The organism is Dokdonia donghaensis DSW-1 (assembly GCF_001653755.1).
Lineage (GTDB): Bacteria > Bacteroidota > Bacteroidia > Flavobacteriales > Flavobacteriaceae > Dokdonia > Dokdonia donghaensis.
In genome coordinates, this window is the sequence record NZ_CP015125.1 from 1,073,602 (window position 1) to 1,099,499 (window position 25,898).

At 37.5% G+C, this 25,898-nt stretch carries 27 protein-coding genes and 1 pseudogene; 15 read left to right on the plus strand and 13 right to left on the minus strand.

The window, feature by feature from the left end:
* The first annotated feature begins 354 nt into the window (after nucleotides 1-354).
* Nucleotides 355-1,590 (plus strand): BaiN/RdsA family NAD(P)/FAD-dependent oxidoreductase, encoded by a 1,236-nt coding sequence (locus I597_RS04635; RefSeq protein WP_035326954.1) that lies wholly within the window; start codon nucleotides 355-357, stop codon nucleotides 1,588-1,590.
* A gap of 11 nt (nucleotides 1,591-1,601) precedes the next feature.
* On the plus strand, nucleotides 1,602-2,132 hold the full coding sequence (locus I597_RS04640; protein WP_035326955.1) for a DUF1697 domain-containing protein: 531 nt from the start codon (nucleotides 1,602-1,604) through the stop codon (nucleotides 2,130-2,132).
* On the opposite strand, the gene I597_RS04645 is transcribed toward I597_RS04640, so the two are convergent.
* Nucleotides 2,125-2,601, minus strand: coding sequence for a TspO/MBR family protein (locus I597_RS04645; protein ID WP_035326958.1), 477 nt, complete (start codon nucleotides 2,599-2,601; stop codon nucleotides 2,125-2,127). The genes I597_RS04640 and I597_RS04645 overlap by 8 nt on opposite strands.
* A gap of 92 nt (nucleotides 2,602-2,693) precedes the next feature.
* Here I597_RS04645 and I597_RS04650 point away from each other — a divergent pair, with 92 nt between their 5' ends.
* Genes I597_RS04650 through I597_RS04660 form a run of 3 tightly spaced genes read left to right on the plus strand, consistent with a single transcriptional unit; the run spans nucleotide 2,694 to nucleotide 5,687 of the window.
* Nucleotides 2,694-3,776, plus strand: a complete 1,083-nt coding sequence (locus I597_RS04650) for a diphosphomevalonate decarboxylase (protein ID WP_035326961.1) — start codon at nucleotides 2,694-2,696, stop codon at nucleotides 3,774-3,776.
* A 29-nt stretch (nucleotides 3,777-3,805) separates the two neighbouring features.
* The gene (locus I597_RS04655) at nucleotides 3,806-4,744 is read left to right on the plus strand and encodes a mevalonate kinase family protein (RefSeq protein WP_035326962.1); all 939 of its coding nucleotides are present in this window, start codon (nucleotides 3,806-3,808) and stop codon (nucleotides 4,742-4,744) included.
* Nucleotides 4,745-4,781: 37 nt separating this feature from the next.
* Nucleotides 4,782-5,687, plus strand: coding sequence for a geranylgeranylglycerol-phosphate geranylgeranyltransferase (locus I597_RS04660; protein ID WP_035326965.1), 906 nt, complete (start codon nucleotides 4,782-4,784; stop codon nucleotides 5,685-5,687).
* An 86-nt stretch (nucleotides 5,688-5,773) separates the two neighbouring features.
* Here the strand turns inward: I597_RS04660 and I597_RS04665 are convergent, their stop codons facing one another.
* The 5 genes from I597_RS04665 to aspS form a co-directional block, all read right to left on the minus strand.
* Nucleotides 5,774-5,968, minus strand: a complete 195-nt coding sequence (locus I597_RS04665; protein WP_035326968.1) for a cold-shock protein — start codon at nucleotides 5,966-5,968, stop codon at nucleotides 5,774-5,776.
* A gap of 92 nt (nucleotides 5,969-6,060) precedes the next feature.
* Nucleotides 6,061-6,327: a hypothetical protein gene (locus I597_RS04670; RefSeq protein WP_035326970.1), complete on the minus strand. Its 267-nt coding sequence runs from the start codon at nucleotides 6,325-6,327 to the stop codon at nucleotides 6,061-6,063.
* Nucleotides 6,328-6,430: 103 nt separating this feature from the next.
* Nucleotides 6,431-7,318 (minus strand): tetratricopeptide repeat protein, encoded by an 888-nt coding sequence (locus I597_RS04675; RefSeq protein WP_063613094.1) that lies wholly within the window; start codon nucleotides 7,316-7,318, stop codon nucleotides 6,431-6,433.
* On the minus strand, nucleotides 7,290-7,841 hold the full coding sequence (locus tag I597_RS04680) for a hypothetical protein (RefSeq protein WP_052111908.1): 552 nt from the start codon (nucleotides 7,839-7,841) through the stop codon (nucleotides 7,290-7,292). The genes I597_RS04675 and I597_RS04680 overlap by 29 nt, the downstream gene beginning before the upstream one ends.
* Nucleotides 7,841-9,589, minus strand: a complete 1,749-nt coding sequence (aspS, locus tag I597_RS04685; protein WP_035326972.1) for an aspartate--tRNA ligase — start codon at nucleotides 9,587-9,589, stop codon at nucleotides 7,841-7,843. The genes I597_RS04680 and aspS overlap by 1 nt, the downstream gene beginning before the upstream one ends.
* A gap of 228 nt (nucleotides 9,590-9,817) precedes the next feature.
* Between aspS and I597_RS04690 the strand changes: the two genes are divergently transcribed.
* Nucleotides 9,818-10,591 carry a DUF3050 domain-containing protein gene (locus I597_RS04690; protein ID WP_035326974.1) on the plus strand — a complete coding sequence of 258 codons (774 nt, stop codon included), beginning with the start codon at nucleotides 9,818-9,820 and terminating at the stop codon, nucleotides 10,589-10,591.
* 78 nt (nucleotides 10,592-10,669) lie between these two features.
* On the opposite strand, the gene I597_RS04695 is transcribed toward I597_RS04690, so the two are convergent.
* Nucleotides 10,670-11,416, minus strand: a complete 747-nt coding sequence (locus I597_RS04695) for a uroporphyrinogen-III synthase (RefSeq protein WP_035326977.1) — start codon at nucleotides 11,414-11,416, stop codon at nucleotides 10,670-10,672.
* Between the two features lie 28 nt (nucleotides 11,417-11,444).
* Nucleotides 11,445-12,101: a DUF4271 domain-containing protein gene (locus I597_RS04700; RefSeq protein WP_035326980.1), complete on the minus strand. Its 657-nt coding sequence runs from the start codon at nucleotides 12,099-12,101 to the stop codon at nucleotides 11,445-11,447.
* 108 nt (nucleotides 12,102-12,209) lie between these two features.
* On the opposite strand from I597_RS04700, the gene I597_RS04705 reads away from it, so the two are divergent.
* The 3 genes from I597_RS04705 to I597_RS04715 are packed head-to-tail and all read left to right on the plus strand — an operon-like array spanning nucleotide 12,210 to nucleotide 14,772.
* On the plus strand, nucleotides 12,210-12,932 hold the full coding sequence (locus tag I597_RS04705; RefSeq protein ID WP_035326983.1) for a polyprenol monophosphomannose synthase: 723 nt from the start codon (nucleotides 12,210-12,212) through the stop codon (nucleotides 12,930-12,932).
* A gap of 2 nt (nucleotides 12,933-12,934) precedes the next feature.
* Nucleotides 12,935-14,275 carry a dihydroorotase gene (locus I597_RS04710; protein ID WP_035326985.1) on the plus strand — a complete coding sequence of 447 codons (1,341 nt, stop codon included), beginning with the start codon at nucleotides 12,935-12,937 and terminating at the stop codon, nucleotides 14,273-14,275.
* Nucleotides 14,275-14,772: a DUF4296 domain-containing protein gene (locus I597_RS04715; protein WP_081965002.1), complete on the plus strand. Its 498-nt coding sequence runs from the start codon at nucleotides 14,275-14,277 to the stop codon at nucleotides 14,770-14,772. The genes I597_RS04710 and I597_RS04715 overlap by 1 nt, the downstream gene beginning before the upstream one ends.
* Here I597_RS04715 and I597_RS04720 read toward each other — a convergent pair.
* A complete protein-coding gene (locus I597_RS04720) occupies nucleotides 14,769-15,758 on the minus strand; it encodes an NAD-dependent epimerase/dehydratase family protein (protein WP_035326990.1) in 990 nt (329 codons plus the stop codon). The two genes, I597_RS04715 and I597_RS04720, sit on opposite strands and share 4 nt — an antisense overlap.
* A 123-nt stretch (nucleotides 15,759-15,881) precedes the next feature.
* Between I597_RS04720 and tyrS the strand changes: the two genes are divergently transcribed.
* Complete coding sequence (gene tyrS / locus I597_RS04725; protein WP_201771779.1) at nucleotides 15,882-17,177, plus strand: tyrosine--tRNA ligase; 1,296 nt, start codon at nucleotides 15,882-15,884, stop codon at nucleotides 17,175-17,177.
* Between the two features lie 98 nt (nucleotides 17,178-17,275).
* Here tyrS and I597_RS04730 read toward each other — a convergent pair whose 3' ends face one another.
* The 3 genes from I597_RS04730 to I597_RS04740 all read right to left on the minus strand — a co-directional run bounded on the left by I597_RS04730 (nucleotide 17,276) and on the right by I597_RS04740 (nucleotide 21,196).
* Nucleotides 17,276-17,725, minus strand: a complete 450-nt coding sequence (locus I597_RS04730) for a YHS domain-containing (seleno)protein (RefSeq protein ID WP_035326993.1) — start codon at nucleotides 17,723-17,725, stop codon at nucleotides 17,276-17,278.
* A gap of 79 nt (nucleotides 17,726-17,804) precedes the next feature.
* Nucleotides 17,805-18,782: a long-chain-fatty-acid--protein ligase gene (locus tag I597_RS04735; protein ID WP_035326996.1), complete on the minus strand. Its 978-nt coding sequence runs from the start codon at nucleotides 18,780-18,782 to the stop codon at nucleotides 17,805-17,807.
* A gap of 83 nt (nucleotides 18,783-18,865) precedes the next feature.
* A complete protein-coding gene (locus tag I597_RS04740; protein WP_035326999.1) occupies nucleotides 18,866-21,196 on the minus strand; it encodes a T9SS type A sorting domain-containing protein in 2,331 nt (776 codons plus the stop codon).
* 194 nt (nucleotides 21,197-21,390) lie between these two features.
* Here I597_RS04740 and I597_RS04745 point away from each other — a divergent pair, with 194 nt between their 5' ends.
* Nucleotides 21,391-22,074 (plus strand): response regulator transcription factor, encoded by a 684-nt coding sequence (locus I597_RS04745; RefSeq protein WP_064497406.1) that lies wholly within the window; start codon nucleotides 21,391-21,393, stop codon nucleotides 22,072-22,074.
* The gene (locus I597_RS04750) at nucleotides 22,074-23,129 is read left to right on the plus strand and encodes a sensor histidine kinase (protein WP_035327002.1); all 1,056 of its coding nucleotides are present in this window, start codon (nucleotides 22,074-22,076) and stop codon (nucleotides 23,127-23,129) included. The genes I597_RS04745 and I597_RS04750 overlap by 1 nt, the downstream gene beginning before the upstream one ends.
* 105 nt (nucleotides 23,130-23,234) lie before the next feature.
* On the opposite strand, the pseudogene I597_RS15130 reads toward I597_RS04750, so the two are convergent.
* Nucleotides 23,235-24,161, minus strand: a pseudogene (locus I597_RS15130) (glycosyltransferase family protein); the annotation flags it as partial.
* 68 nt (nucleotides 24,162-24,229) lie between these two features.
* Between I597_RS15130 and trmB the strand changes: the two are divergent.
* The 3 genes from trmB to I597_RS04765 are packed head-to-tail and all read left to right on the plus strand — an operon-like array spanning nucleotide 24,230 to nucleotide 25,878.
* On the plus strand, nucleotides 24,230-24,904 hold the full coding sequence (gene trmB, locus I597_RS04755; RefSeq protein WP_035327006.1) for a tRNA (guanosine(46)-N7)-methyltransferase TrmB: 675 nt from the start codon (nucleotides 24,230-24,232) through the stop codon (nucleotides 24,902-24,904).
* Nucleotides 24,905-24,913: 9 nt separating this feature from the next.
* Nucleotides 24,914-25,543 (plus strand): LysE family translocator, encoded by a 630-nt coding sequence (locus tag I597_RS04760; protein ID WP_035327010.1) that lies wholly within the window; start codon nucleotides 24,914-24,916, stop codon nucleotides 25,541-25,543.
* A complete protein-coding gene (locus I597_RS04765; protein ID WP_035327013.1) occupies nucleotides 25,540-25,878 on the plus strand; it encodes an MGMT family protein in 339 nt (112 codons plus the stop codon). The genes I597_RS04760 and I597_RS04765 overlap by 4 nt, the downstream gene beginning before the upstream one ends.
* The last annotated feature ends 20 nt before the right edge of the window (nucleotides 25,879-25,898 follow it).

Consider the following 25,898-nt stretch of genomic DNA (forward strand, 5'->3'; position numbering starts at 1 on the left):
ATGGTAGTCAAAATTCGTGTTTTCGCATAATTTTATGGGTGTAATCTCTAAATGAAAAACGATTTTTTAAAATCTAGCTATTTAAAACACCTTTTCGTAATGTTTTCGTAACATTAGTAAATGTTAAATTTTCAACTTGTAAAACAAGTGATGGGGGTCCTATAATTGGGTTTACGCTTTCGCGAAAGCGTACTCATATTATTAGCCACTTTATTTAAAATACTTAGAGCACCTTAATTTGCTTTTTAAAAAACGTATTTAGTGGTGGGGCCATTTAATATAGAAGCAAAGTAAATTATATAGGAAAGGCTTTAATAAACCTATCTTTACAAACGTATTATTCCAGATGTTAAGATGACTAAATTTGATATACTCATAGTGGGAGGCGGAGCGGCTGGTTTTTTTACAGCCATAAACCTTGCCGAAAAAACCCCGCAACTTAAGATTGCCATACTTGAGCGAGGTAAAGATGTTCTTACCAAGGTTAAAATTTCTGGCGGTGGGCGTTGTAATGTCACACACGCAGAATTTATACCTAAGGAGCTATCAAAAAAGTATCCAAGAGGTGAGAAGGAGTTACTAGGGCCATTTCATACGTTTATGACGGGAGATACTATAGCCTGGTTTGAAGAACGTGGCGTAGAGCTCAAGATAGAAGAAGATGGAAGAATGTTTCCCGTAACAGATTCTTCGGCCACTATTGTAGATTGTTTTATCTCTCTGGCAAAAAAGCATCACATTAAAGTGCTTACTAACCACGCAGTGCAAGATGTAGGTTTTGATGACGCTTTCGCGAAAGCGCAAACCACCACCACATTTTTTGTAAAAACCAGTAAGGGTGTGTTTACTTGCGATAAGCTAGTGATGACCACAGGTAGTAACCCTAAAATGTGGAAACTCCTCCAAAAACTAGGTCACACTATTACTAACGCTGTACCGTCACTATTTACTTTTAATATAAAGGATAAACGTATTGAGGGGCTAATGGGTGTTGCAAAAGATGTCACTATAAAAGTACTTGGCACAAAACAAAAGTCTGAAGGCCCATTACTTATTACACACTGGGGAATGAGTGGCCCGGCAATATTAAAGCTGTCTGCCTGGGGAGCGAGAGATCTTGCTGCTATAAATTATAGGTTTGAGATACAGGTAAACTGGCTACAGCATTACTCGCAAGAAGAGGCGCTAGAGATGCTTATGGAGCTCAAAATCGCTCACGCAAAGCAGTCGCCTCACACCTACGCACAGTTAGACTTGCCTAAGCGCCTATGGCAAAGTTTACTTATTGCAGCTGGTGTACAGCCCGTCATAAAGTGGGCAGAGCTTACAAAAACCCAACTTCAATCTCTTAGTAGAGAACTTACTCAATCCAGATACAAGGTAGATGGTAAGAGCACCTTTAAGGACGAGTTTGTGACAGCTGGAGGTGTAAATCTAAAAGAAGTAAACTTTAAAACTTTTGAGAGTAAAAAAGTAAATCATCTTTATCTCGCTGGAGAGGTACTCAATATAGATGCAATCACAGGTGGGTTTAATTTTCAAAATGCGTGGACGGGAGGCTATCTCATTGCTCAGGCTATAGATTCTTAAAGAGTAGATATATGAATACGTATATATGTTTACTGCGCGGGATTAATGTAGGAGGTCATAAAAAAATCAAGATGGCAGAGCTCAAAACTCTTTTTACTTCGCTAGGATATAATGACGTGGTGACTTACATACAGAGTGGAAATATAATATTTAAATCTCACGAGACAAGTATAGATGAGATAACAGCTGTTATCAAGAAAGCTATTACAGATGCATACGGTTTTGAGGTTCCAGTGTTTGTGCTCACTCGTAAAATGCTCACTCAGGTTTATGAGAGTTATGCGCTCTCACCAGAACATCTAGCGTCAAGTTACTTTACATTATTACATACCGTGCCTAGCACAGAAGATAGAGCGCTTGTGAATAATCTAGAGTTGCCTAATGAGCATTTTGTAGCTACAGAAAACTGTGTTTACCTATATCCAGAGAAAGGATACGGAAAAGCAAAGGCGACAAATACTTTTTTTGAAAAAAGATTAAACGTGGTTGCTACAACCCGCAATTATAAGACCATCGTAAAATTGCTAGCACTTTCTAGTTAAGACGCCATATTTCAAAATTAAGAGCAGTTGCAAAGGCAAGCCATAGTAGGTAAGGAATAAGTAATGCAGCGCTCCATCGATTTACTACTTTAAACCATTTTATAGTAAATATCACTAAGATAAACAGACCGCAAATTGCTAGTAAGGCAAGAAAAGGTTCTTGCCACCCAAAAAATATAATACTCCACATTCCATTAAGAATGAGTTGAAACCCAAAATGATAAAGGGCCGTTTTTACCCATTTGTGGTAAAAACCTCGATTCCATACTATACCGGCGGCAATCCCCATAAGAATATATAGCGTGATCCACACGGGAGCAAATACCCAGTTAGGAGGGCTCCAGCTAGGCTTCATAAGGCCTACATACCAGTTATCTATACTAGATTGAGTAGCTAGAGAACCTATGGTTCCTACAAGTAGGCAAATAATAATGCTTAGCACAATACGCACTAGTAAATCTTTGTTCATAAGGAAAGGATTGGTCTTAAAGGTAGTAAATATTCTTAGACGTGTCTAAGCGTTGATATTGCTATCTTTGCTCATATATCTATAACCACCCTATGACCGAAAGCGATTTTATACCCTCAGAAAATTATAAAGTACTTACACAAGGATCTGTCACTTACCAGTCTCCTAGTAATATAGCCCTTGTAAAATACTGGGGTAAACACGGTGAACAATTACCACAAAATCCTAGTATAAGTTTTACGCTTTCTAACTGTCACACTACGACCACGCTTTCTTATAAAAAGGCTACTAGTGCTACAGGTGAGATTGAGTTTGATGTACTGCTAGACGGCAAGTCTGAGCCAGATTTTAAACCTAAAATCGCAAAGTTTTTTGAGCGCATAGAGAAGTATATACCTTTTGTTAAGGAGTACTCGTATGTGATAGATACAGCAAACTCTTTCCCGCATAGCTCAGGTATTGCAAGTTCTGCTTCTGGTATGAGTGCGCTTGCTTTATGCCTTATGGAGATCGAGCGACAGAGCAATCCAGATATGACACCTGCTTATTTTTTACAAAAGGCTAGCTTTCTTGCAAGACTTGGTTCTGGTAGCGCGTGTAGAAGTCTAGATGGACCTCTGGTGGTATGGGGTAACCATAATGAGATATCTAATAGTAGCGATATTTTTGGCACAAGTTATAATAGCAATGTACACGATAATTTTAAAAATTATCAAGACACCATCTTACTTGTAGATAAAGGAGAGAAACAAGTAAGTAGTACAGTAGGTCACGGTCTTATGCACGGTCACGCTTTCGCGAAAGCGAGATTCTCCCAGGCTCACGATAACTTATCTGAGCTTATGCGTGTTTTTGAGGCAGGAGATGTAGATGCGTTTATAAAACTAGTTGAAAGTGAAGCACTCACGCTACACGCAATGATGATGACCAGCCACCCTTATTTTATATTGATGAAGCCTAAAACGCTGGAGATTATAAATGAAATATGGGATTATAGACAACAAACGGGCTCAAAGGTGTGCTTTACACTAGATGCTGGCGCAAACGTACACGTGCTTTATCCCGAAAATGAGAAGCATAGTGTTCAAGACTTTATAGCGACTAAACTTTCAAAATTTTGCCAAAACGGCCACTATATCAATGACTTTGTGGGTAATGGAGCAAAAAAATTGTAAATTTGTAATTGGTATTAAGAGCACCCCATATGAAAGGTCCGTTATTTTATTCTAAGATTTTACTTTTTGGTGAGTATGGAATCATAAAAGATTCCAAAGGACTTGCTATTCCTTATAACTTCTATAACGGAGCGTTAAAGATAGAGGAGAACCCTTCGCAAGAGGCAAAGGACTCAAATGATAAGCTTGCAAAGTTTGTTACTTATCTTAATGATTTACAAACAGAGCAGCCGGAGTTAGTCTCTTTTGATATTGATAAAATGAATCAAGATGTAGCTGCGGGTATGTACTTTGATTCTAGTATCCCACAAGGATACGGTGTGGGAAGTAGCGGTGCGCTAGTTGCTGCTATTTATGATAAATATGCCGTAGATAAAATTACCGTTTTAGAAAATCTTACAAGAGAGAAGTTGCTCACACTAAAAACAATTTTTGGTGGGATGGAATCATTTTTTCACGGTAAATCTTCTGGATTAGATCCTCTTAATAGTTATTTAAGTCTTCCTATACTTATTAATAGTAAAGATAGTATTGAAGCTGCTGGTATTCCTTCACAAGCAGAAAAGGGTACAGGAGCTGTATTTCTTTTAGATAGTGGTATTGTAGGTGAAACTGCACCTATGGTAAATATCTTTATGGAAAATATGAAGCAAGATGGTTTTAGGTCTATGCTTAAAGATCAGTTTGTAAAGCATACAGATGCTTGTATAGATGATTTCTTAAAAGGAGATGTAAAATCACTTTTTGGGAATGTGAAGCAGCTTTCTAAAGTAGTTTTAAGTAACTTCAAACCAATGATTCCTGCAAAGTTTCACGACTTATGGAAACAAGGTATTGAGTCTAATGATTACTATCTTAAACTTTGCGGTTCTGGAGGTGGTGGTTATATGCTAGGCTTTACAGAAGATCTTGAAAAAGCACAAGCGGCTCTTAAAGATCACAAGCTAGAAGTGGTTTACACGTTCTAATTAATTTTCATACATTTTTTATTAAACGAGATAGCTTATGCTTTCGCGAAAAAACAAACGTTTTATCCTTAAGTTAGTAAGTCTATTCTCTGTAGTGAGAGGGTACAATATTCTTATAATTGTACTTGCCCAATACCTCACATCTATATTTATACTTGCGCCAGATAAGAGGCTTAGTGAGATATTATTTGACCCTAACCTTTTCTTTTTAGTACTTGCAGGTGTTTTTACTATAGCCTCTGGGTATATAATAAACAGCTTTTACGACTCAGAAAAAGACCTCATAAACAGACCTAAGAAAACGATGCTAGACCGCTTAGTGAGTCAAAACACAAAGCTGTCTATTTACTTCACTCTTAATTTTCTTGCAGTTATAGCAGCTAGTTATGTCTCTTTTAAGGCTGTTGTTTTTTATGCGCTTTATATTTTTGGTATTTGGATTTACTCACATAAGCTTAAAAAGATTCCTTTTTTAGGAAATCTCGTAGCGGCAACACTTGCAATCACACCCTTTTTTGCTGTGTTTATCTATTATGGAAATCTGGCTCCAGTGATATTTGTACACGGGTCCTTTTTGTTTTTAGTAATAGCTATGCGAGAGATGGTAAAAGACTTAGAGAATCTTAAGGGAGATTTTGCGCAAAGATATCGCACTATACCTGTAATGTATGGGGCTACTACTTCAAAGTGGCTACTGTCATTGCTAGCTGGTCTTACAGTTATACCTGTATTCTTTCTTATAAACCATTTTAAGCTGGGTTATATGACGTATTACTTCTACGGGAGTGCACTCTTATTATTTGTCTTTCTTGTCATATTATGGCAATCTAAGGCGAGGCCTCATTATGTTTTATTACATAATATTCTCAAATTTATAATAGTTGCTGGGGTTTTTTGCATCATTCTGCTAGACGCAAGCGTAGTACTTCACCGTATATTTTAGAACTATTTGTTGTGAAAAAGTATAGGTAATAAAAAAGCCCGCCGTTGGCGAGCTTTTTTGTAATCGTAAAAAAGTATCTATCTTAATTATGACAGTACACTTACTTGTGCAGCAGTCAATCCTTTTCTTCCTTCTTCTTCTACGTACTCAACTTTGTCTCCTTCGTTGATAGTTTCCCCGTTAAGACCTGTAACGTGTACAAAGATGTCTTTACCAGTCTCGTCATTAGTTATAAAACCATAACCTTTTGACTCATTGAAAAATTTTACTGTTCCTTCCATTATAAAATATGTAATTAATAAAGTGCAAACTTACACTTTTATTTGTTAACCAATACTCGTGCCAAGATTATATTAATGTAAACTCTTTAAATTCAGTGCTTTTTATCCTTAGAGTTGTTAAATTCTTTCATTCTCTTAAAGGCGTCATCTGTAAGCATATAGTCGGCAACTTTGCGATCCTTCCATCTATGGTAGATAAATGTAGGCATCAAGATAAAGAAGCCTCCAGCGATAGATAGTCCTATAAACTTATGACCTAGAGCTTCATCAATGTTTGCTTTGCAGTAAAACCCATAAGCAAGCATACCCGCAAGAATAAAGAATAATACGATGATAAAAATACGCCTCACTTTATCCATCTAGTCAAAAAATGTAATGGTTATAAAGAAAGCAATAATAGCTAGTATTAATATACTTACCATAGTGATAGCTATCGTTTTAAGAACAGTCTTAAAGACTTTGCTATTGCTTTGTGATTCTTCGGTTTCCAAGGAGTGTGTTTTTAATATGTTGTTGTTTTTCTAGAGTTTCAACTAATTCAGTAATGTCAGACTCATATAGCTGTTCTATTACTTCTACATAATCGTGTTTGTTGTAACTTCCATTTTTAAATTGCTCAAGTGCTTTTTTTGCAAAGGGCAGAGCCTCTTTGTGATTACCAAGAGCTATTAGTGTTTTAGCTTTGTAATAATTTCCGTCAGCTGTAATGTCTCTATTGTAACGCAGTATTTTATCAAAATTCTTATCAGCACTAATATAGTCTTCTTTATAATAGTAGGCGATACCGAGATAGAGGAAAGTCGTAGTTTCTATCCAATCTTCTCCAGTATTTGCAGTTTCTAGCGAAATATGATTTTCAAAGTTCTTTATAGAATTTTCATAATCTTTCTTACCTAAATAGGCAATGCCTCGCCAGTAATCAATGCTTTGTCCCTGAGGTGCATCCTTAAATTTTGGGGTAAGAGAATCTGCTGTGTTGAAATCTGCGATAGCACCGTCATAATCCCTATGGAACAATAAGTGTAAATATCCCCTCATAGGTATCCAAACATCAGGATTTGCAATTACAGCTTTGTCATATCTAATTTTCCAATCGGCCATTAAACCCCGCTTTAAATAGGCTACAGATAATTCGCGCAAAGCATCTGAGTTGTTTGGGTCTATTTCTATAGCCTTTTCTATGTGTGTCATACTCTTTTGGGAGCCTTGAAACAGATGTCGTCCTTCACTAAAAACTTTCATAGATAAACTAACCCTTTCTGAAGCGGTCATATTACTTGTTTCTTCTTCAGAACAGGCAAAAAGGAAAATAAGTGAGAGGCTAAGGAAGTATTTCAGTGATTTTTCCATTTTCAATTCGATACGTTACATACATATAGTAATCTACGGTTTTAGTGCCTATGACTCTTGCATTCCAATTGTCTGGGTTTTTAGTAAAATCTAAAAGATCACTAACAAGGCTCTCGTTCAAAGCTATTTCTTCATAATTCAGATTTGTTTGGTAAATATTAAACCATCCAGGCTCCCCTTTACAATTTACTATAAACCTAAATGTTACATATCCAGAATCAGAATAAAGTGAACTATCAAAATTACTACTAACATTTTCGCGAAAGCTTTTTTTAGAATTTTTAAAAACCTTTAAATGCCGTGGTGAATGAATATCATAGATTGCATCCTCATCACATAGTTCGTAAGTATTATTATAAAGTGCTTTAGATTGATTTATATATCCTACTGCGTGAGGGTATTTAGCTTCATCTATATCGTATTTTCCATAGATATTGTAATTATAGATACGTATACCTACTTCCACAATAAGAAATAAACCTACTAAGGTTATTAGCGTTATTTTAATAACCTTCTTAATCATTACCCTCTCAGCTTCAAATTCAATTCTTGCAGTTGCTCATTGTCAAGAGGAGCAGGGGCATCTATCATTACATCACGACCGCTATTGTTTTTTGGGAAAGCAATAAAGTCACGTATAGTCTCTTGACCACCTAGTATAGCTACAAGTCTGTCTAGTCCAAAAGCAAGACCACCGTGTGGAGGTGCTCCATACTCAAAAGCGTCCATTAGGAAGCCAAACTGTGCTTTAGCCTCCTCTTCAGAAAAGCCTAGGTGACGTAGCATTATAGCCTGTGTTTCTTTATCGTGTATACGTATAGAACCTCCACCTATCTCGTTACCGTTAAGTACAAGATCGTAGGCGTTTGCTTTTACTTCGCCAGGTTTTGTATCAAGTAATTCTATTTGACCAGGTTTTGGAGATGTAAATGGGTGGTGCATTGCGTGGTAATGTCCTGTCTCTTCATCTAGCTCAAGTAGCGGGAAATCTATGACCCACAGTGGTGCAAACTCATCTGGCTTGCGTAGTCCTAAGCGCTCTGCAAGCTCCATACGTAGAGCACTCATCTGTGCACGTACTTTGTTAGTCTCACCAGAGAGTATACAAACTAGATCACCTTTTTGAGCTCCTGTTACTTCTGCCCACTTTGCAAGATCTTCTTGATCATAAAATTTATCTACAGAAGATTTAAAGCTTCCATCGTCATTACAACGAGAGTACACCATTCCTAATGCTCCTACTTGCGGGCGTTTTACCCACTCTATAATTTTATCAATTTCTTTACGAGTATAAGAGTTACCTCCTGGTACAGCTATACCTACTACAAGCTCTGCATTATTAAAAACGCCAAAGTCTTTATGCTGTGCCACCTCATTAAGCTCGCCAAATTTCATCCCAAAACGAATGTCTGGCTTATCATTACCATACAGACGCATTGCATCATCATATAGCATACGTGGGAATTTCTCAATCTCTACCCCATTTACTTCCTTAAGTAAATGACGAGTAAGCCCTTCAAAGATGTTTAAAATATCTTCTTGCTCTACAAAGGCCATCTCACAGTCTATCTGTGTGAACTCTGGCTGTCTGTCTGCACGTAAATCTTCATCTCTAAAACATTTTACAATCTGGAAGTATTTATCCATACCACCCACCATAAGCAATTGCTTAAAGGTCTGCGGTGATTGTGGTAGTGCATAAAATTGTCCTTCATTCATACGAGAAGGCACTACAAAATCACGTGCTCCCTCTGGTGTAGATTTTATAAGGTAAGGAGTCTCAACTTCAATAAAATCTTGCTCAGATAAGTATTTACGTACCTCAAGAGCCACGCGGTGTCTAAAGATAAGACTCTCACGTACCGGCTTGCGGCGTATGTCTAGGTAACGATACTTCATACGTAGGTCTTCTCCACCATCTGTCTCATCTTCTATCGTAAAAGGAGGAGTAAGAGAAGCGTTAAGTATCTCCAGTTTTGATACCAATAACTCTATATCTCCAGTAGCAATGTTAGGGTTTTTTGAATCACGCTCAACTACGGTACCAGTAACTTGTATTACAAACTCGCGTCCCAGTTTACGTGCTTCTTCCATAAGAGCAGCATCTGTACGTTCTTGGTCAAAAACAAGTTGTGTCATCCCGTAACGATCTCGTAGATCTACCCAGATTATAAAACCTTTATCTCTAGATTTTTGTACCCATCCTGCTAGGGTTACTTCTTTATTTACATCGGCGGCGCGTAGGCTTCCGTTATTGTGCGTTCTGTACATAATTCTTGCTCAGTTTGAGATGTGCAAAAATAGAAATATAACAGGTCATTTTAAGGATAAGTAGCTATAAATGTTATTTCATAAAGTGGTGGGGTGATGAGTACGCTTTCGCGAAAGCGTAATAAGAACCCTCAAAGAAGATTTGCTGAAGAATTTTCACATTTTCTTTAGAGTCAAAAACCCTATTTATAATTGCTGCGTATTTATTTTTGTAAAATAAATCACGCTATGATTACAACAGTCGAAAAAGAGATAGAATCACTCCAGAAACAATTACTCAACCACCCACTTTATAAACGCATACATACTCCTGAGGATCTTGTTGTTTTTATGGAGCATCACGTCTATGCGGTTTGGGATTTTATGTCACTACTTAAGGCACTGCAACGTGGATTAACCTGTACAACCTTACCTTGGAAACCGGTGGGCAATCCAGAAACCCGCTACCTTATAAACGAGATTGTGCTTGCAGAGGAGACAGATATTAATGCACAAGGGAAAAGGGTGAGCCATTATGAGATGTATCTTGATGCAATGAGAAAGGCGGGTGCAGATACAACAGCAATCACAGCTGTTGTTAATGCAGATTATAGGGCGGAGACACTGGCAGATATTACAGGTCACTTGCCAGAAAGTGTACAGCAATTTTTACAATTTACCTTTGAGGTTATAATGCGTGGTAATCTACACGAGATTGCTGCAGCCTTTACCTTTGGGCGAGAAGATTTAATACCATCTATGTTTACAGCTATCATAGGTGAAATAGAAACGCACTTTCCAGAAAAGGACCTTGCAGATTTTAAATACTATTTTGACAGACACATAGAGCTAGATGAAGATGAGCACGGGCCTATGGCTCTTGAGATGGTGAGACAACTCTGTGGAGATGATCAAATAAAGTGGCAAGAAGTGATTACAGTTTCAAAGCGAGCACTAGAGGTGCGACTTGTTTTGTGGGATGGTATTTTAGAAGCGATTGAGGCGTCATCACTGGTTTCATAGTGAGATAGGAAAGTGTAAATGAGACACATAAAAAAGCCTGCATCTAGCAGGCTTTTTTTATATAGTAAGTAGAAGTGTTTACTTCTTGTTTACAGATTTTATATACTTCTCTAGAGCCATCGTCATAGATGGAGTTTCTGGAGTAGGTGCCATAATATTAATCTCTAGCCCTGCTTCTTTGGCTGCTTTTACTGTCGTGTTTCCAAAAACCGCTATACGAGTATTCTTTTGCTCAAAGTTAGGGAAGTTCTTAAATAAAGAGTCAATCCCACTTGGACTAAAGAATACTAAGATGTCATAGAAAACATTTTCATATTGTGATAAGTCGCTTACTACCGTTTTGTAAAATGTAGATTGCATCCACTTTACACCTAGCTCGTCAAGCAATTCTGGTACGATAGGCTTAAACTTATCTGAAGATGGAAGTAAAAAGGTTTCGTTTTTATGCTTTTTGATAAGCGGGATAAGCTCTGGGAAGGTACGTTTACCTACATAAATCTTGCGCTTACGATATACTACATATTTCTGTAGATAATATGCTACAGCCTCACTCTGGCAAAAATATTTTAAAGTATCTGGCACTTTAAAACGCATTTCTTCTGCGATTCTAAAAAAGTGGTCTACGGCATTACGACTAGTTAATATAATAGCCGTATAATCTTTAAGATCTACTTTTTGTAATCTTACTTCTTTTCCAGAAACGCCCTCTACGTGTATAAAGGGTATGAAATCTATTTTTACACGCTGCCTTTCTTCGAGCTCAAAATATGGTGAGTTATCAACCTTAGGCTTAGGCTGCGAAACAAGTATAGTTTTCACTTTCATATTGACTCCATTTTTTTAATTAGCCCTTTTACTTTGTAATGAATTCATACAAAATGAAGTAGGGTCCAATTTCGAGAGTGCAAAAATACAAAATAAAATAAAAAGGATGTTTAAAAATTTGTTCTCTATACTGTCTTAAAAGTAAAAATTGTGATATCGTATAAATCACAATAATGAGTATAATGAGGCTATAGATAAGTATATGAGGAGGTTCTAGTTGATAGACGATAAATGCACTACTGATTAACGCAAATACCCCTAACATATTTTTAACATTAAGACGCTTATAAATGAAAGGTTGCATCTTTTTATGAATGTCAAATGCATAAGTTGAAAGCCGTTCTGTTAAGAATTTCGCAATTTCAAAGGTTGAGTATCCCGCAAGGATGACGAGAAAAACGTCATAATTATCACGTATGAGCTTCTCAGTAGTAATACAAAAGGCAACATAGAGTAATAAGGATATACCTATACATTGTATCGTCGCAAGAATAAGCTGTAATGGGTGGAATATATATACACCTCTTGATCTTGTAACAATAAATCGATCTGCTCCTGTTATGGTTATAAAGTCTTCAAAACGTTGTGCATATAAAAACTTTGCAACGGCTAAAAAGACCAAGGAGGTCACCAGTAAAATGGTGATCCAGTTGTGGTAGGTAATTTCGCGAAGTATGGTTTCCAAAATATACAGTCTTTATAGACCGTTAAAAATACTACAAATTCTTTCAAAAGGCCGTTTGTACAAGTAATGAACACTCTAAAATAAGTACATTTGCGTAAACAAGATTATATGGCAAACGCTGTAGTTATTATACCCACCTACAACGAGATTGACAATATAGAGAGGCTGTTACGCAATATTTTTGCCTTACAGAGGGCCTTTCATATTCTTGTGGTTGATGATAATTCTCCAGACGGTACCGCCCAAAAGGTACAAGAACTTCAAGGTTTTTATAAAGAAAAGCTATTTCTTCTTAATAGAGAAAAGAAGAATGGTCTGGGTACAGCATACATAGCTGGTTTTAAGTGGGCGCTGCACCAAGAATACGATTATATATTTGAGATGGATGCAGATTTTTCTCATAACCCTAACGATCTTATAAGGCTTTATAACGCTTGTGCAAAAGATGGAGCAGATGTTGCTATAGGCTCTAGGTATGTGACGGGTGTAAATGTTGTAAACTGGCCTATGGGTAGAGTGCTACTAAGCTGGGGAGCTTCAAGGTATGTGCGTTTTATAACGCGTATGGATATTTATGATACTACAGCAGGGTTTATATGCTATAATAATAAGGTGCTAAGGGCTATAAATTTAGACACTATTAAATTTGTAGGCTATGCTTTTCAAATAGAGATGAAGTATAAAGCTTACTTGAAGAAATTTAAAATAGTAGAAGTGCCTGTAGTTTTTACAGATAGAACAAAAGGAGAAAGTAAGATGAGCTCTGGTATTATTTCAGAAGCGATTTTTGGAGTTATAAAAATGCGTTTACAGCATTTATTTAAAAAATAAGTATGGAAAAAATATTAATTAAAGATGCACATATTGTTAATGAGGGATCTATCTTAAGAGGAGATATACTTATTCACAATGGGGTGATAGAGGAAATTGCAGAGAGTATTAGTGCAAAATCTGGAGATGTCCATATTTTTGATGCAGAGGGTCAATACTTATTACCGGGAGTTATAGATGACCAAGTGCACTTTAGAGAGCCTGGCTTAACCCACAAAGCAAACATAGCTACAGAGTCTAGAGCAGCTGTTGCTGGAGGGATTACTTCTTTTATAGAAATGCCTAATACTAACCCACAAACTACTACTGTAGAAAAACTGGAGGAGAAGTTTGAGATTGCTAGTAAAACATCTGCTGCAAACTATTCTTTTATGTTTGGAGGGACTAACGATAATCTTGACGAAATCTTAAAAGTAGATAAGAAAAGTGTTGCGGGTCTTAAATTATTTTTAGGAAGCTCTACGGGTAATATGCTGGTTGATAACGAGGCTGTACTTGAAAAGATTTTTAAGTCTACAGATATGGTTATCTCAACCCACTGTGAAGATGAAGAGACCATTAGAGAGAATCTAGCAATATATAAAGAGCGTTATGGTGATGATATACCTATGAATCTTCACCCTATTATTAGAAGTGAAGAAGCTTGTTACATATCATCTTCTAGAGCAATAGAACTTGCTAAAAAAACTGGAGCAAGACTTCACGTTTTTCACTTATCTACGGGTAAGGAAACAGCGCTGTTTGATAATAGCATCCCACTAGCCGAAAAGAAGATTACAGCAGAGGTTTGTATACATCACCTTTGGTTTTCTGATGCAGATTATGATGAGAAAGGGTCCAGAATAAAATGGAATCCAGCTGTAAAAACTGCTCAAGATCGCGATATGCTTTTTCAAGCACTACTGGATGATAAAATAGATGTAATTGCAACAGATCACGCACCACATACTATTGAAGAAAAAGATAATGTATATACAAAGGCTCCTAGTGGTGGACCATTAGTTCAACACGCCCTGCCGGCTATGTTAGAATTTTATCACCAGGGTAAAATATCTCTAGAAAAGATTGTTGAGAAGATGTGTCACAACCCAGCGATACTTTTTCAAGTAGAAAAGCGAGGTTATATACGTAAAGGGTACAAGGCAGACCTTGTGCTAGTAGATCTTAACGCTCCTTGGACGGTTAATAAAGATAACATTCTATATAAGTGTGGTTGGTCTCCTTTTGAGGGTACTACTTTTAAATCACGTATCACACATACTTTTGTAAATGGTCGTCTCGCTTATAAAAACTTTAAGGTGTATGATGAACTTTTTGGAGAGCGTCTTACGTTTGATAGATAATGAGGAAACTTTATATAATCATATCCATTATTTCAGTTGTCACTAGTTGTCAAGAAATTCCAGAAGTTCAAAAGCCAGAAGGCTTTATAGAGCAACCCGTGATGGAAGAGATTCTTTATGAATCTATTTTAATTAATGCCGCCCAAGGGTATAATATTGCAAAGCTTAAACTCATAGGTCTCAAACCAGACACCTACGTGTATGATAAGTTTAATATAGACAGTGCTACTTATGCTCAAAATGTAGCATACTATACCACAGATATAGATGCTTATAGGGAAATGAATGCAAAAGTACTCGACAGGATAAAAGCCCAGCTAGCTGTAGATGACTCAATAGAAACTGCCGAGCGCAAGCTTAAAGACTCCTTAAGAACAGCTCGAGCGAAGGAAATTCAGAAAGAAAAGCAAGAAAAAGGTAAAATAGGAAACAACCCTAATATACCTACTCGCACGGTAACAGATTCTTTTGCGAGAAAATATCGTAAAGATAATTAATGATTAAGATGCTTTGCTACACGATCTAGAGTTGCTGTTAGTGCTGTAGGTGTATAGTTAAATGTGCTGCATAGCTTATCGTTTCTATACCTGCTTTCTGTCTGTAGAGATTTATACCCTATGCTTGTAATTTGTCTTTTTTTTACAAAAACACCTCTTACCATATCTAGTGTATTTACAACTTTGAGAATCACTGTAGATAATGGTTTGCTAGGTGGTTTTAGGTTTAGGACAGTTGCGATTTTAGAAAAAAGTAACTTGTATGAAACCGTGTGTCCTACTGCAATATAACGCTCTTGTTTTATGGAGCCATTCATTGCGCTTATCATAAGAGATACAAGATCTTTAACATCTATTATACCTGTAGACCCAGTAGGGAAGTACGATTTTTTTTTAAGAATATATGAAAAGAGCTTCCCGCTACCAGAAGTATAATCGCCTTCTCCTATAATAACGCCAGGGTTAAATATAACAGCGTTAAGTCCCTCTTCCGTACCGCGCCATACTTCCATTTCGGCGCCATTTTTTGTGAGGGCATATACAGAGTTTTTGGCATCTGGGTCCCAGTAGTTTTCTTCGGTAATGGGGTTGTTTGGTGTGCTGGCTAGGGTAGCTATGGAGCTTAGATGAACGAGTTTTTCTACACCTGTACTTAAACTTAGGTTTACAACATTTGCGGTTCCTTCTACATTTACTTTTGTGAGTTCGTCAAATCGATAAGGATCAAAAGAGATCAAAGCGGCACAGTGGTAAACGTGAGTTACACCTGTAAAGACAGCACTTAGTGTAGGTATATCTGTAATATCTCCCAGCGCCCATTCTATAAGGTGTGTGTGGGTTTCCGCTTTCGCGAAAGCGTAATACGCAAGCACCTCTTCCTTTTTATGCTCACTGCGATATAATGCACGCACGGGTTTGCCACTTTCTATAAGTGAGAGGAGTAGGTGTCTACCTACTAGGCCTGTGCTTCCGGTGATTAAAATCATATTGTAAAGATACGCGACACGAGGGTAATGAGGGCGCCTCTTATATAATGTCTTTTTCCAGAAAAAGGATGATCACAGGTGATGGCTTATTTTTATATTTGCTTTTGCAGTTAAAACGATAAGATGATCAAGAATTTTGTAGAAGAATTAAAGTGGCGTGGTATGGTACACGATGCAATGCCACAAACAGAAGAACACTTAATGGAGGCAATGCGCTCTGCTTATGTAGGTTTTGACCCTACTGCAGATTCTTTGCACATAGGTAACCTTGTGCCTATTATGCTACTTGCACATTTTCAGAGAGCTGGTCATAGACCTGTTGCTTTAGTAGGTGGTGCTACGGGTATGATAGGAGACCCATCTGGAAAATCTTCTGAGCGTAATCTTCTCGATGAGGAGACTCTAAGACACAATCAAGAATGTGTGCGCAAACAGTTATCACAGTTTTTAGACTTTACATCTGGGGCAGAGAACCAAGCTCTTATGGTAAATAACTATGACTGGATGAAGGAGTTTTCTTTTCTAGACTTTATACGTGATGTAGGAAAGCATATTACAGTAAACTATATGATGGCAAAAGATTCTGTAAAAAATCGCCTCACAGGTGAGAGTGCAGATGGTATGTCATTTACAGAGTTTACTTACCAGATGGTACAGGGGTATGACTTCTTACATCTATATAAAAATAATGACTGTACGTTACAGATGGGTGGTAGTGACCAGTGGGGTAATATCACCACAGGTACAGAGCTTATACGTCGTATAGCTGGAGGTAAGGGCTACGCGCTTACGTGCCCACTTATTACTAAGTCTGACGGAAGCAAATTTGGTAAGTCTGAGGGTGGTAATGTATGGCTAGATTCAAATAGAACATCACCTTATAAATTTTACCAGTACTGGCTTAATACAAGTGATGAAGATGCGGCTAAGTACATTAAGATATTTACTTTTTTAGATCGTGAGGAGATAGAGGCTCTTATTGAGACTCACAAAGAAGCACCACACCAGCGAGCTTTACAAAAGAGACTTGCAGAAGAGGTAACAACTACGGTACACGATGAAGAGGCTCTTAAAAAAGCAATTGCAGCTTCAAATATGCTTTTTGGAAAAAGTACGAGTGAGGATTTAAAATCACTAGACGAAGCTACGTTTCTAGATGTTTTTGAAGGAGTACCTCAAGCAGATATTGCAAAAACAGAGATTGAAGCCGGTCTTGATGTGATTGCCGCTCTAGCCGAAAAAACAGGTTTTTTAAAATCTAATGGAGAAGCTAGGCGTGCGCTTAAAGAAAACTCTATATCTCTTAATAAGGAGAAGGTAGGAGAAGATCGTACTATACAATCTTCAGATCTTATAAATGATACATTTATACTATTACAAAGAGGTAGAAAAAACTACTTCTTAATACGCGCTGTATAGTACCTAATAGAATAGTTATATAAATGAAAACCCCAGTGTTCTTAAAAAGAGCATCTGGGGTTTTCTAACTAACTAACCAATCTATCATTAAGTCGTATTTAATTCTTAGTCCTTACAGATTGCCACTCTATATCTGCTTTTTTCTTTAGGCTTTCTGCACCCTCTTCATTCCACTTATCAAGGGTGTTAACTCCCCAGGAGTTGTAAAACAGGTATAACTTGCCATCTCTTATCTCAAAGGTTTCTGGATCTACACTTACTTTTTTACCTTTATCTGCTATCGCATAGGCGCAATACCCTCCGTACTGGGGTATAAACTCTTCTGGAGCGGCTTTAAAACGATCTAGGTTAGCTTGACTAGCAAACTTAAACTTAGCCCCATCATAGGTAGTTGTATATTTTTTATCGCCCTCAATAGCCTTATTGTTAAAATACTCAGTTACGTCATAACCTTCGGCAGCATAGCCTTTTTTAAGATTATAATCTGTCTCTTGAGCGCTGGCCGTAAGGCTCATTAATGCTATAATAAAAAATGTAATTGTTCTCATAAGAAGTATTTATGTGTCTATACCTACGCAATTTAAGTCGCAAGAGTTTTGAGATAATTACAACTTCAAAGTGTTGTTTTTAAAGCGCCATAAGATTGCACCCGCGTATGTCTGAATTATCAAACCTGCCTATCACACTAAAACTGCCATCCTCGTAAACTTTACCTAGATCTTGAGTTGCTATAAATGAGCAAGAATTTTTATTTGCGAGATCTATTATGTTGAGTCCGCCGCTTTTTAAGTCTGTGAGTAGGGTAAGTGCATCTTCTGTATCGCGTGTGTAGACTTTTATCCACGGTGGTGTGGTAAAAATTCCATCGCCAGAAGAATATCCTTGACTTAATAGCTCTGTCATACCATACTCGCTATGTATTTTTTCTACCCCAAAACCTGTGCTAAGTATTTTATGAAGTTCTGGTCGAATAATTTCTTTACGTCTTCCTTTCATACCGCCTGTTTCCATAATAATGGTGTTGCTAAGGTTGAAAGTATGCTTTTCTACAAGGTCTAAAAGTGCAAATGAGACACCTATAAGAAGGACTTTTTTTTCTGAGGTGTCAAGTGTCACTAATTTGTTTGCCAGCTCGTCAAGATTGTTGAGGTAAAAGCCACTGTCTGGATGATTACTACCTTTGATTAAATCATCTACCATATAAATGAGCGATGATCCAGATCGTTCTAAATAGGACGGTAGTAAGGCTAGTATAACAAAGTCTGATGGGTTTCCGTACGCTTTCGCGAAAGCGGTTCTAAAACTATCTTCATATAAGCTTAAATCTGTAACGTGATGTTTGCTGGTGATGCTGCCAGTAGTACCGCTGCTGCTAAAGGTGATAGCCGGCTCTGCATTGCCAGAAATGATAGAGCGGGATTTGAAAAACTGTATGGGTAAAAACGGAATCTCTCTACTTGATGTTATCTCACTGGGGTGTTTGTAGAGTAAATCACAAAAAGATCTATACACGCTATTATGCTCAAACTGATACCTGAATGTAGCGAGCGCCTCCTTCTCAAATTGCTCATTATTTGTGATATTTAAAAAGGTTTGCTGAGGCATTTATTAGAATTTAAGCAAAGATATAAAAGAAAAAACGCCCTCCATAAGGAGAGCGCTTTATAAAGGTTGTATAAATGTATTCTTTATTTAATTATAAGCTTTGCTGTAGTTGAGCTTGTAGCACCTGCTACTTGTACTACATATACTCCAGGGGCAAGTGCACTTACATCTATAGGGTTTGCAGTAGTTGTCTCAATTACTTTCTTACCTGTAATCTCAAAAATAGACACATTCATTGCTGTATTAATCCCAGTACTTATCGTGATTTGATCACTTGCAGGGTTAGGAAACATCGCTATCGCTATAGCTGTAGTTTCTCCTAAGCTTAAAAACTCTTCAAAATCTGTTACATCACGAGCGGTGATAAAGTAATCTCCATCATTGCGTTCTGTGATGATACCAGATATGTTTTGAGCCTCTGTAGGTACTGCGGTACCTATATAATCTGCATCAAAGAATGTTGTTCTAAAAGTGTATGCACCTTCTGGAGTAGTAAGTCCGTATTCTGTACCAGTTACCCAGTCTGTATTTGTTGCAGTGTCTATTGTAGCTTCTGTTAGAGTTACATACTCTGCCTCATAATCATTAGGATTTGCAGCGAGTTCTGTCACTGTTACCATTTGTGCAGTAATTGTGTTTCCGGTAGAAAATGCATCTCCAGGATCTTCACTAGGAACAAATTGTAGCATTCCTTGAAAAGAGCTTAACGTACCTGTAAGGCCTAGGATACCGTCACCTACGTTATATACAGTAGTGATAGTTCCTGCGCTGTCATCTATTAAGATGGCAGCTGTATCATCTTCAATAAATTTTTGATTTCTAAAATCTTGTTGGAAAGTGAGTATTGCTTCACCAGTAAGTGTGTAGAGTGTTCCTTCTGTACCCGCTCTAAGATCTGCTAGTGTTGCAACTTCTGTTGCCTCTACAGCATCTGCTTCAATATCTGCAGCATCACGAGCTGTGATGAAGAACTCTCCGTTATTACGCTCATTAATAATACCAGAAATATTTGCCTCATCAGTTGGTACTACTTCACCTATATAGTCTACATCAAAAAATGTAGTTCTAAAAACATAAGATCCATCTGTATTAGTCATTGGGTACTCTTGACCATTTACCCAAGATGCATTCGCAGAGTTGTCTATAGTAAGACCAGTGATTCTTACATACTCAGACTCATAATCATTAGGATTTGCGGCTAGTTCTGTTACTGTTACCTCTTGTGCCGTAATAGTGTTTCCTGTAGAAGTTGCGGTACCTGGATCCACACTTGGTATAAATTGTGTCATCCCGTTAAAGTCTCCTAGTACTCCTGTTATACTAGTAATACCATCACCCACGTTATATGCAGTAGTGATAGTCCCTGCGCTGTCATCTATTAGAATAGCACCTGTGGCATCCTCAATAAATTTTTGATTTCTAAAATCTTGTTGGAAAGTGAGTATTGCTTCTCCAGTAAGGGTGTATTCTTCACCTACTGTTCCTGCTCTTAGGGCTGCGATGTCTGCCACTTCTGTAGCTGGCTCACAAGCTGGTGTTGTAACATCTATAGAGAGCATACAGTCTGTACTTGTTACTTCTAGTGTTATAGTTGTGTCTTCAGATACGTCTGTAAGTGTAATGGTTCCGTTTGCTGTAGTCGTAGGGTCATCTCCTCCTACAATACCTCCACCGCTTGTAATTGCTACAGTATAAGTAGCGTCTCCACCTCCAGTATAAGGTATCATAACTGTTGTACCATCTACAGCTGTGGTCTCGGTATCACAAGTCGCTGTAGCCGTGCCAAGAACTAGAGAGCAAGCTGGTGGCGTGGTAGAGTAGGTGCCTAGAGGCCACGGATTTGTTGCAGTTGCCTGAGTAGTGTCATCATCATTTGCATTAGTCCCGCTGTATGTAAAGTTGCCTACCATAAATGTAGTGCCGTCAGGTCCAGTACCGCTTACACGATAAGCCCATCCGTCTTGATATTCCCAAGTTTCACCTGTGCCATCTGTATTTAGATCTCCATAGACATCTATTTGTGTTCCTTGAAGTGTTCCAGAACCGTCGTCTGCCACGTTATCATAAAGAGCTATAGAATCATCTCCATTGTTATTTGCACTATTTGAGGTAAAGTCTGGAGTAAACCCAAAAAAGGTCATAAAATCTTCTTCATTTGTAGAGATGTAAAAGTAATCTCCAGCGGTAGCAGAACCAGAAAAGGCAAACTCCACTTCAGAAATGCCGTTTCCGTTACTTGAGTTGCTAAAACCGTATGTGCTTAAGTCTGCAATATCATTAAGTGCATAAATTTCTATTGCTTTTGGAGTACCTCCTGTAAGGTTTCCATCAAAGATACCTGTAATCACTAGGTCTTGTGCAAAAACAGTGCACGATGCTAGAAATAAGGTAATTAAAAGAGTAATTTGTTTCATACTGTAGTGATTTGATTAGGCCATAAATTTAATTAAAATAGGAGGTAGTCGTTTATTTTGCTTTCGCGAAAGCGTAAGATTTAACGCAAGCTTAATATGGTTCGAAGAATTACAATTTAATTTGCAAGCTAGTTGCAGTGGCAACAAAAACATCAAAAAACGTATATTTACACAACGACTTAACCGTAATTACAATGAAAAAAAAGGACCTTAAAATTTTACTAGTAGACGATGAGCCAGACATCTTAGAAATCGTTGGGTATAATTTGTCAAATGAAGGATATCAAGTAATTACTGGGACTAATGGTCTAGAGGCTGTAAAGCTTGCAAAAAAACACCAGCCGCATCTTATCATACTAGATGTAATGATGCCAGAGATGGATGGTATAGAGGCTTGTGAAGTAATACGTTCTAACAAAGATCTTGAACAAACCATCATTACCTTCTTTACTGCAAGAGGAGAAGATTACTCTCAAGTAGCAGGTTTTGACGCAGGTGCAGATGATTATATAACAAAGCCTATAAAGCCTAAGGTGCTTTTAAGCAAGGTAAAGGCTTTACTGCGCAGATTTAAAAATGAAGACGCTCCTTCACAAATAACTAAGGTGGGTAAACTCATTATTAACCGAGAAGAGTATAAAGTTTTTAAGGGTAAGCAAGAACTCTCGTTACCGCGAAAAGAATTTGAACTACTATCACTACTTACTTCAAAACCTGGAAAAGTATTTACCAGAGAAGATATACTTGATAAGGTATGGGGACTTGAAGTTGTAGTAGGTGGACGTACGATAGATGTACATATACGTAAGCTTAGGGAAAAAATAGGTGATGAGTCATTTAAAACTGTAAAAGGTGTAGGTTATAAATTTGTGATCTAATGGCCTCAGATGTAAAACAGCCGTACTCGTTTGCACTTATAACGGCGGCTTATATTACGGTGCTTTTTGCACTACTTATTTTAGCTCTTGAATTTATACAAGACAGCGAGCCTGTGTGGTGGCTGGTCTTTTTGGGAATTCTAGTTTGCTATGTATTGTCATTTTTACTTATTCATTTTAGAACGCAACTGTTTATATTTAAAAAAGTAAGGGAGATTTACGACAACGTAAAGCTCTTAGAAGATGTAAGCCTCACTGCAGATAATATTACTACAGATATGGCTTCACTTTCTGAAGAAGTAGAGCGTTATGCTAAGAGTAAAAAAATAGAAATAGAATCTTTAAGAGTACAAGAAGAGTATCGTCGTAACTTTTTAGGTAATGTGGCTCACGAGTTAAAAACCCCTTTATTTACTGTACAGGGATATATACTTACGTTACTAGACGGCGCTATAAAAGATAAATCTGTTAGAAAAAGATACCTATCTCGTGCAGAAAAAGGCGTAGATCGCTTGATCTATCTCGTAAATGACCTTGATATGATTACTAAGCTTGAGGTGGGTGATCTTAATATAAACTATGAGTATTTTGATCTAGTAAAACTCATATATGCCACCTTTGAGATGCTAGAAATGGAAGCTGCAAAGCGCAATATAACCCTTGCTTTTGATGATTCTTATGCAAAGGAGGTTATGGTAAATGCAGATCAAGAGCGCATACAGCAGTTGCTCACAAACTTAATAGGTAATTCTATTAAGTATGGTAATGAAAATGGAACAACAGAGGTAAGTATACAAGATTTGATTCAAAACAAATTACTTATACGAATTACAGATAATGGAGAAGGTATTGAGCCAGATCATTTACCACGACTCTTTGAGCGATTTTATAGAGTAGATAAGTCTCGTAACCGTAAGGTAGGAGGGTCAGGTCTGGGGCTCTCTATTGTTAAACATATCATTGAGGCGCACGAGGAGAAAGTTTATGTTGAAAGCGAGTTTGGAGTGGGGTCTGAATTCTCTTTTACGCTCGAAAAGGCCGAAATTATCGAGTAAATCACTAGCCTCTATACCCTTTTCAAAACCTGGGTAAACAGACAGTTTGGATAAATCTTTAGTTTTAAACTCATCTTGAACTGCAAAAGGTGCAATTTTATTTTCTTTTAACAAAGCCGCAAGATACTCCTGCTCAGACTGTCCTGGTGTAGGGATAAAGAATGCCTTTTTCTTCATCACGGCTAGATCCATAATTGTCGTATAGCCAGATCTTGCTATGATATACCCACTTTGATTAATCACCTTTTCAAGCTCCTTAGTAGTAAGGAAATTAATTACTTTAATGTTGGGCTTAGTATGAGTGATGGTTTTTTCATCTTCAGGTTTACCACGTACAATTAAAAACTGTCCATTAAGTTTTTTAAAGTTCTTTGTGATAATTTCTTCTAGCATAGAGCGCTGTGGCTCTGGACCAGAAAGTACAGCTGTTGCTGTGTATTTTATTTCTTCTGGTTTTGACTTCATTCTACTCAATGGCCCTATATAACGGGTAGGGATTGATAGATTTTTATCAGGATGACCTAATATGCCACTCAGGTTAAAAGTGCCATCAAAGTCTGGCACCCAGCATTCATTAAAACGCTCTATATACTTTTTATGTATTGCTGTAGAGATCTTTGTAGTGCTGCCACTTAGCACCTGTAACTGGTGACTTATGATCACACAAGGTACTTGATTTGTATATAGTCCAAGACGGTTATCTGAGATAACTCCATCTATATTTAATGCCGGGATAATCTTTTTAAGTTCCTTATGTTCTGCACGTATACTCTTTCGTATAGATGGTAAATTAGAGATAAGCTTGCGTTTAAAGTTTTTACCCTTTTCTGCATACTCAATCTTATAAGATGGCAGCGAGACAAAAGAAAGTTTTGGAAACTCTTTTTTGAGCAATTTAAGCGCATCACCATCACTGGCTATGGTAACCTTATGATTTTGAGATAAAAGCGCATTAACAATAGGGATACAGCGCGTCGCGTGACCCAATCCCCAGTTAAGAGGAGCAACTAGTATGTGCTTATTTCTTTTCACATTGCAAATATCTATCTCTTAGACGTAGTAAAAGTTTCCTTAATTTTACCAAAACATTAAATATACCTGTGGGAAGTAAAAATAAGCTTAAGAGATTCCGTGAGAATGAGACATTCTCAAACGTAGTACAGCCGTCTAGAGAAGAACTGGTAGATGGAACTTTTCCTCTTAAGGGTAAGTGGAATTCAGATTTTTTCAAAAACGATAACCCTATCGTCGTAGAGCTAGGCTGTGGTAAAGGTGAGTATTCTGTAGGACTTGCAGAGAAGTATCCAGATAAAAATTTTATAGGTATAGACATCAAGGGGGCTCGATTTTGGCGTGGAGCAAAAACCGCTCTAGAAGATAATCTAGACAATGTAGGTTTTATGCGCACGCAAATAGAGCTTATTGAGTACGCTTTCGCGAAAGCGGAAATAGATGAGATATGGATCACATTTCCAGATCCTCAAATCAAGTACAAGCGCACTAAGCACCGTATGACCAATACAGAGTTTCTTCAAAAATATAAGAATGTTTTGAAAGAGGGAGGTTGTGTAAATCTCAAAACAGACTCAGAGTTTATGCACGGTTACACACTGGGATTACTACACGGTGAAGGTCACGAGATTTTAGAAGCAAATCATAATGTGTATAAAAATGAATACTCGCCAGAGGAGGTTGTGGGGATTCAAACTTTTTATGAAAAACAATACCTAGAACAAGGAAAACCAATTACTTATATTAAATTTAGAGTCAAGTAACGGGCACCCTTGGAGACAACCAAACTTTTTTTAATCACCTATTTTGCAGCGCTAGCCGGAGTGATACCACCTGGGCTAATAAATATGTCTGTTGCAAAAACGTGTGTTGAGCGTGGTCGCAATAATGGGCTGCTAGTTGCTCTTGGGGCTTCTTTTGTTGTCGTTTTTCAGGCACTTATAGCAGTATTACTTGCGCGCTATATTTTTGGAAATCCGTATGTGCAGAGTATGCTACTGCGCACAGGTCTTGTTATTTTCTTAATAATGGCCATATTTTTCTTTGTGAAAGCAAAGCAAAGCAAAGTCCCTAAGGTAAAAATTTCAAAAAACAGAGGTTTAAAAAGTCTAGGTAAAGGGATGGCAATATCTGCACTTAATGTGTTGCCTATTCCTTATTTCTGTGCGCTGGGTGCAGCGCTTAACGTAAGCGGTAAGGTAGAATATGACGTAGTAGCAATTGTGCTCTTTGTAGTTGCTGCCGCTGTAGGCACCTTTAGTGCTTTATATCTTTACGTTCTTTTCTTTGCTCGTATTCAAAATAGAGAGAGCTCTTTTACTCGCTTTTCAAATTATTTTATGGCTGGTCTTATGGTCATATTAATGTTAATCACGCTGGTGCGCACTATCTACTTCGAATGAATTACGCTCCAGAGACCGAAAATTTTTTTAAAAAGGTGTATGCCGTAGCTGCTTTAATTCCTTACGGTAGAGTAACGAGTTATGGTGCTATTGCAAAGTATCTAGGTGCTGCTCGTAGTAGTCGTATGGTAGGTTGGGCAATGAATGGTGCTAGTAATCATCCAGAAGTGCCAGCACATAGAGTTGTAAATAGAGTAGGGCTGCTTACTGGTAAACATCATTTCCCACAAACTAACTTAATGCGGCAATTGCTTGAAAATGAAGGTGTAGAGGTTAAAGATGATAAGGTGGTTAATTTTAAAAAGCACTTTTGGGATCCTGTAATTGAACTTTAAAATTGTACTTGCTGGAGCTC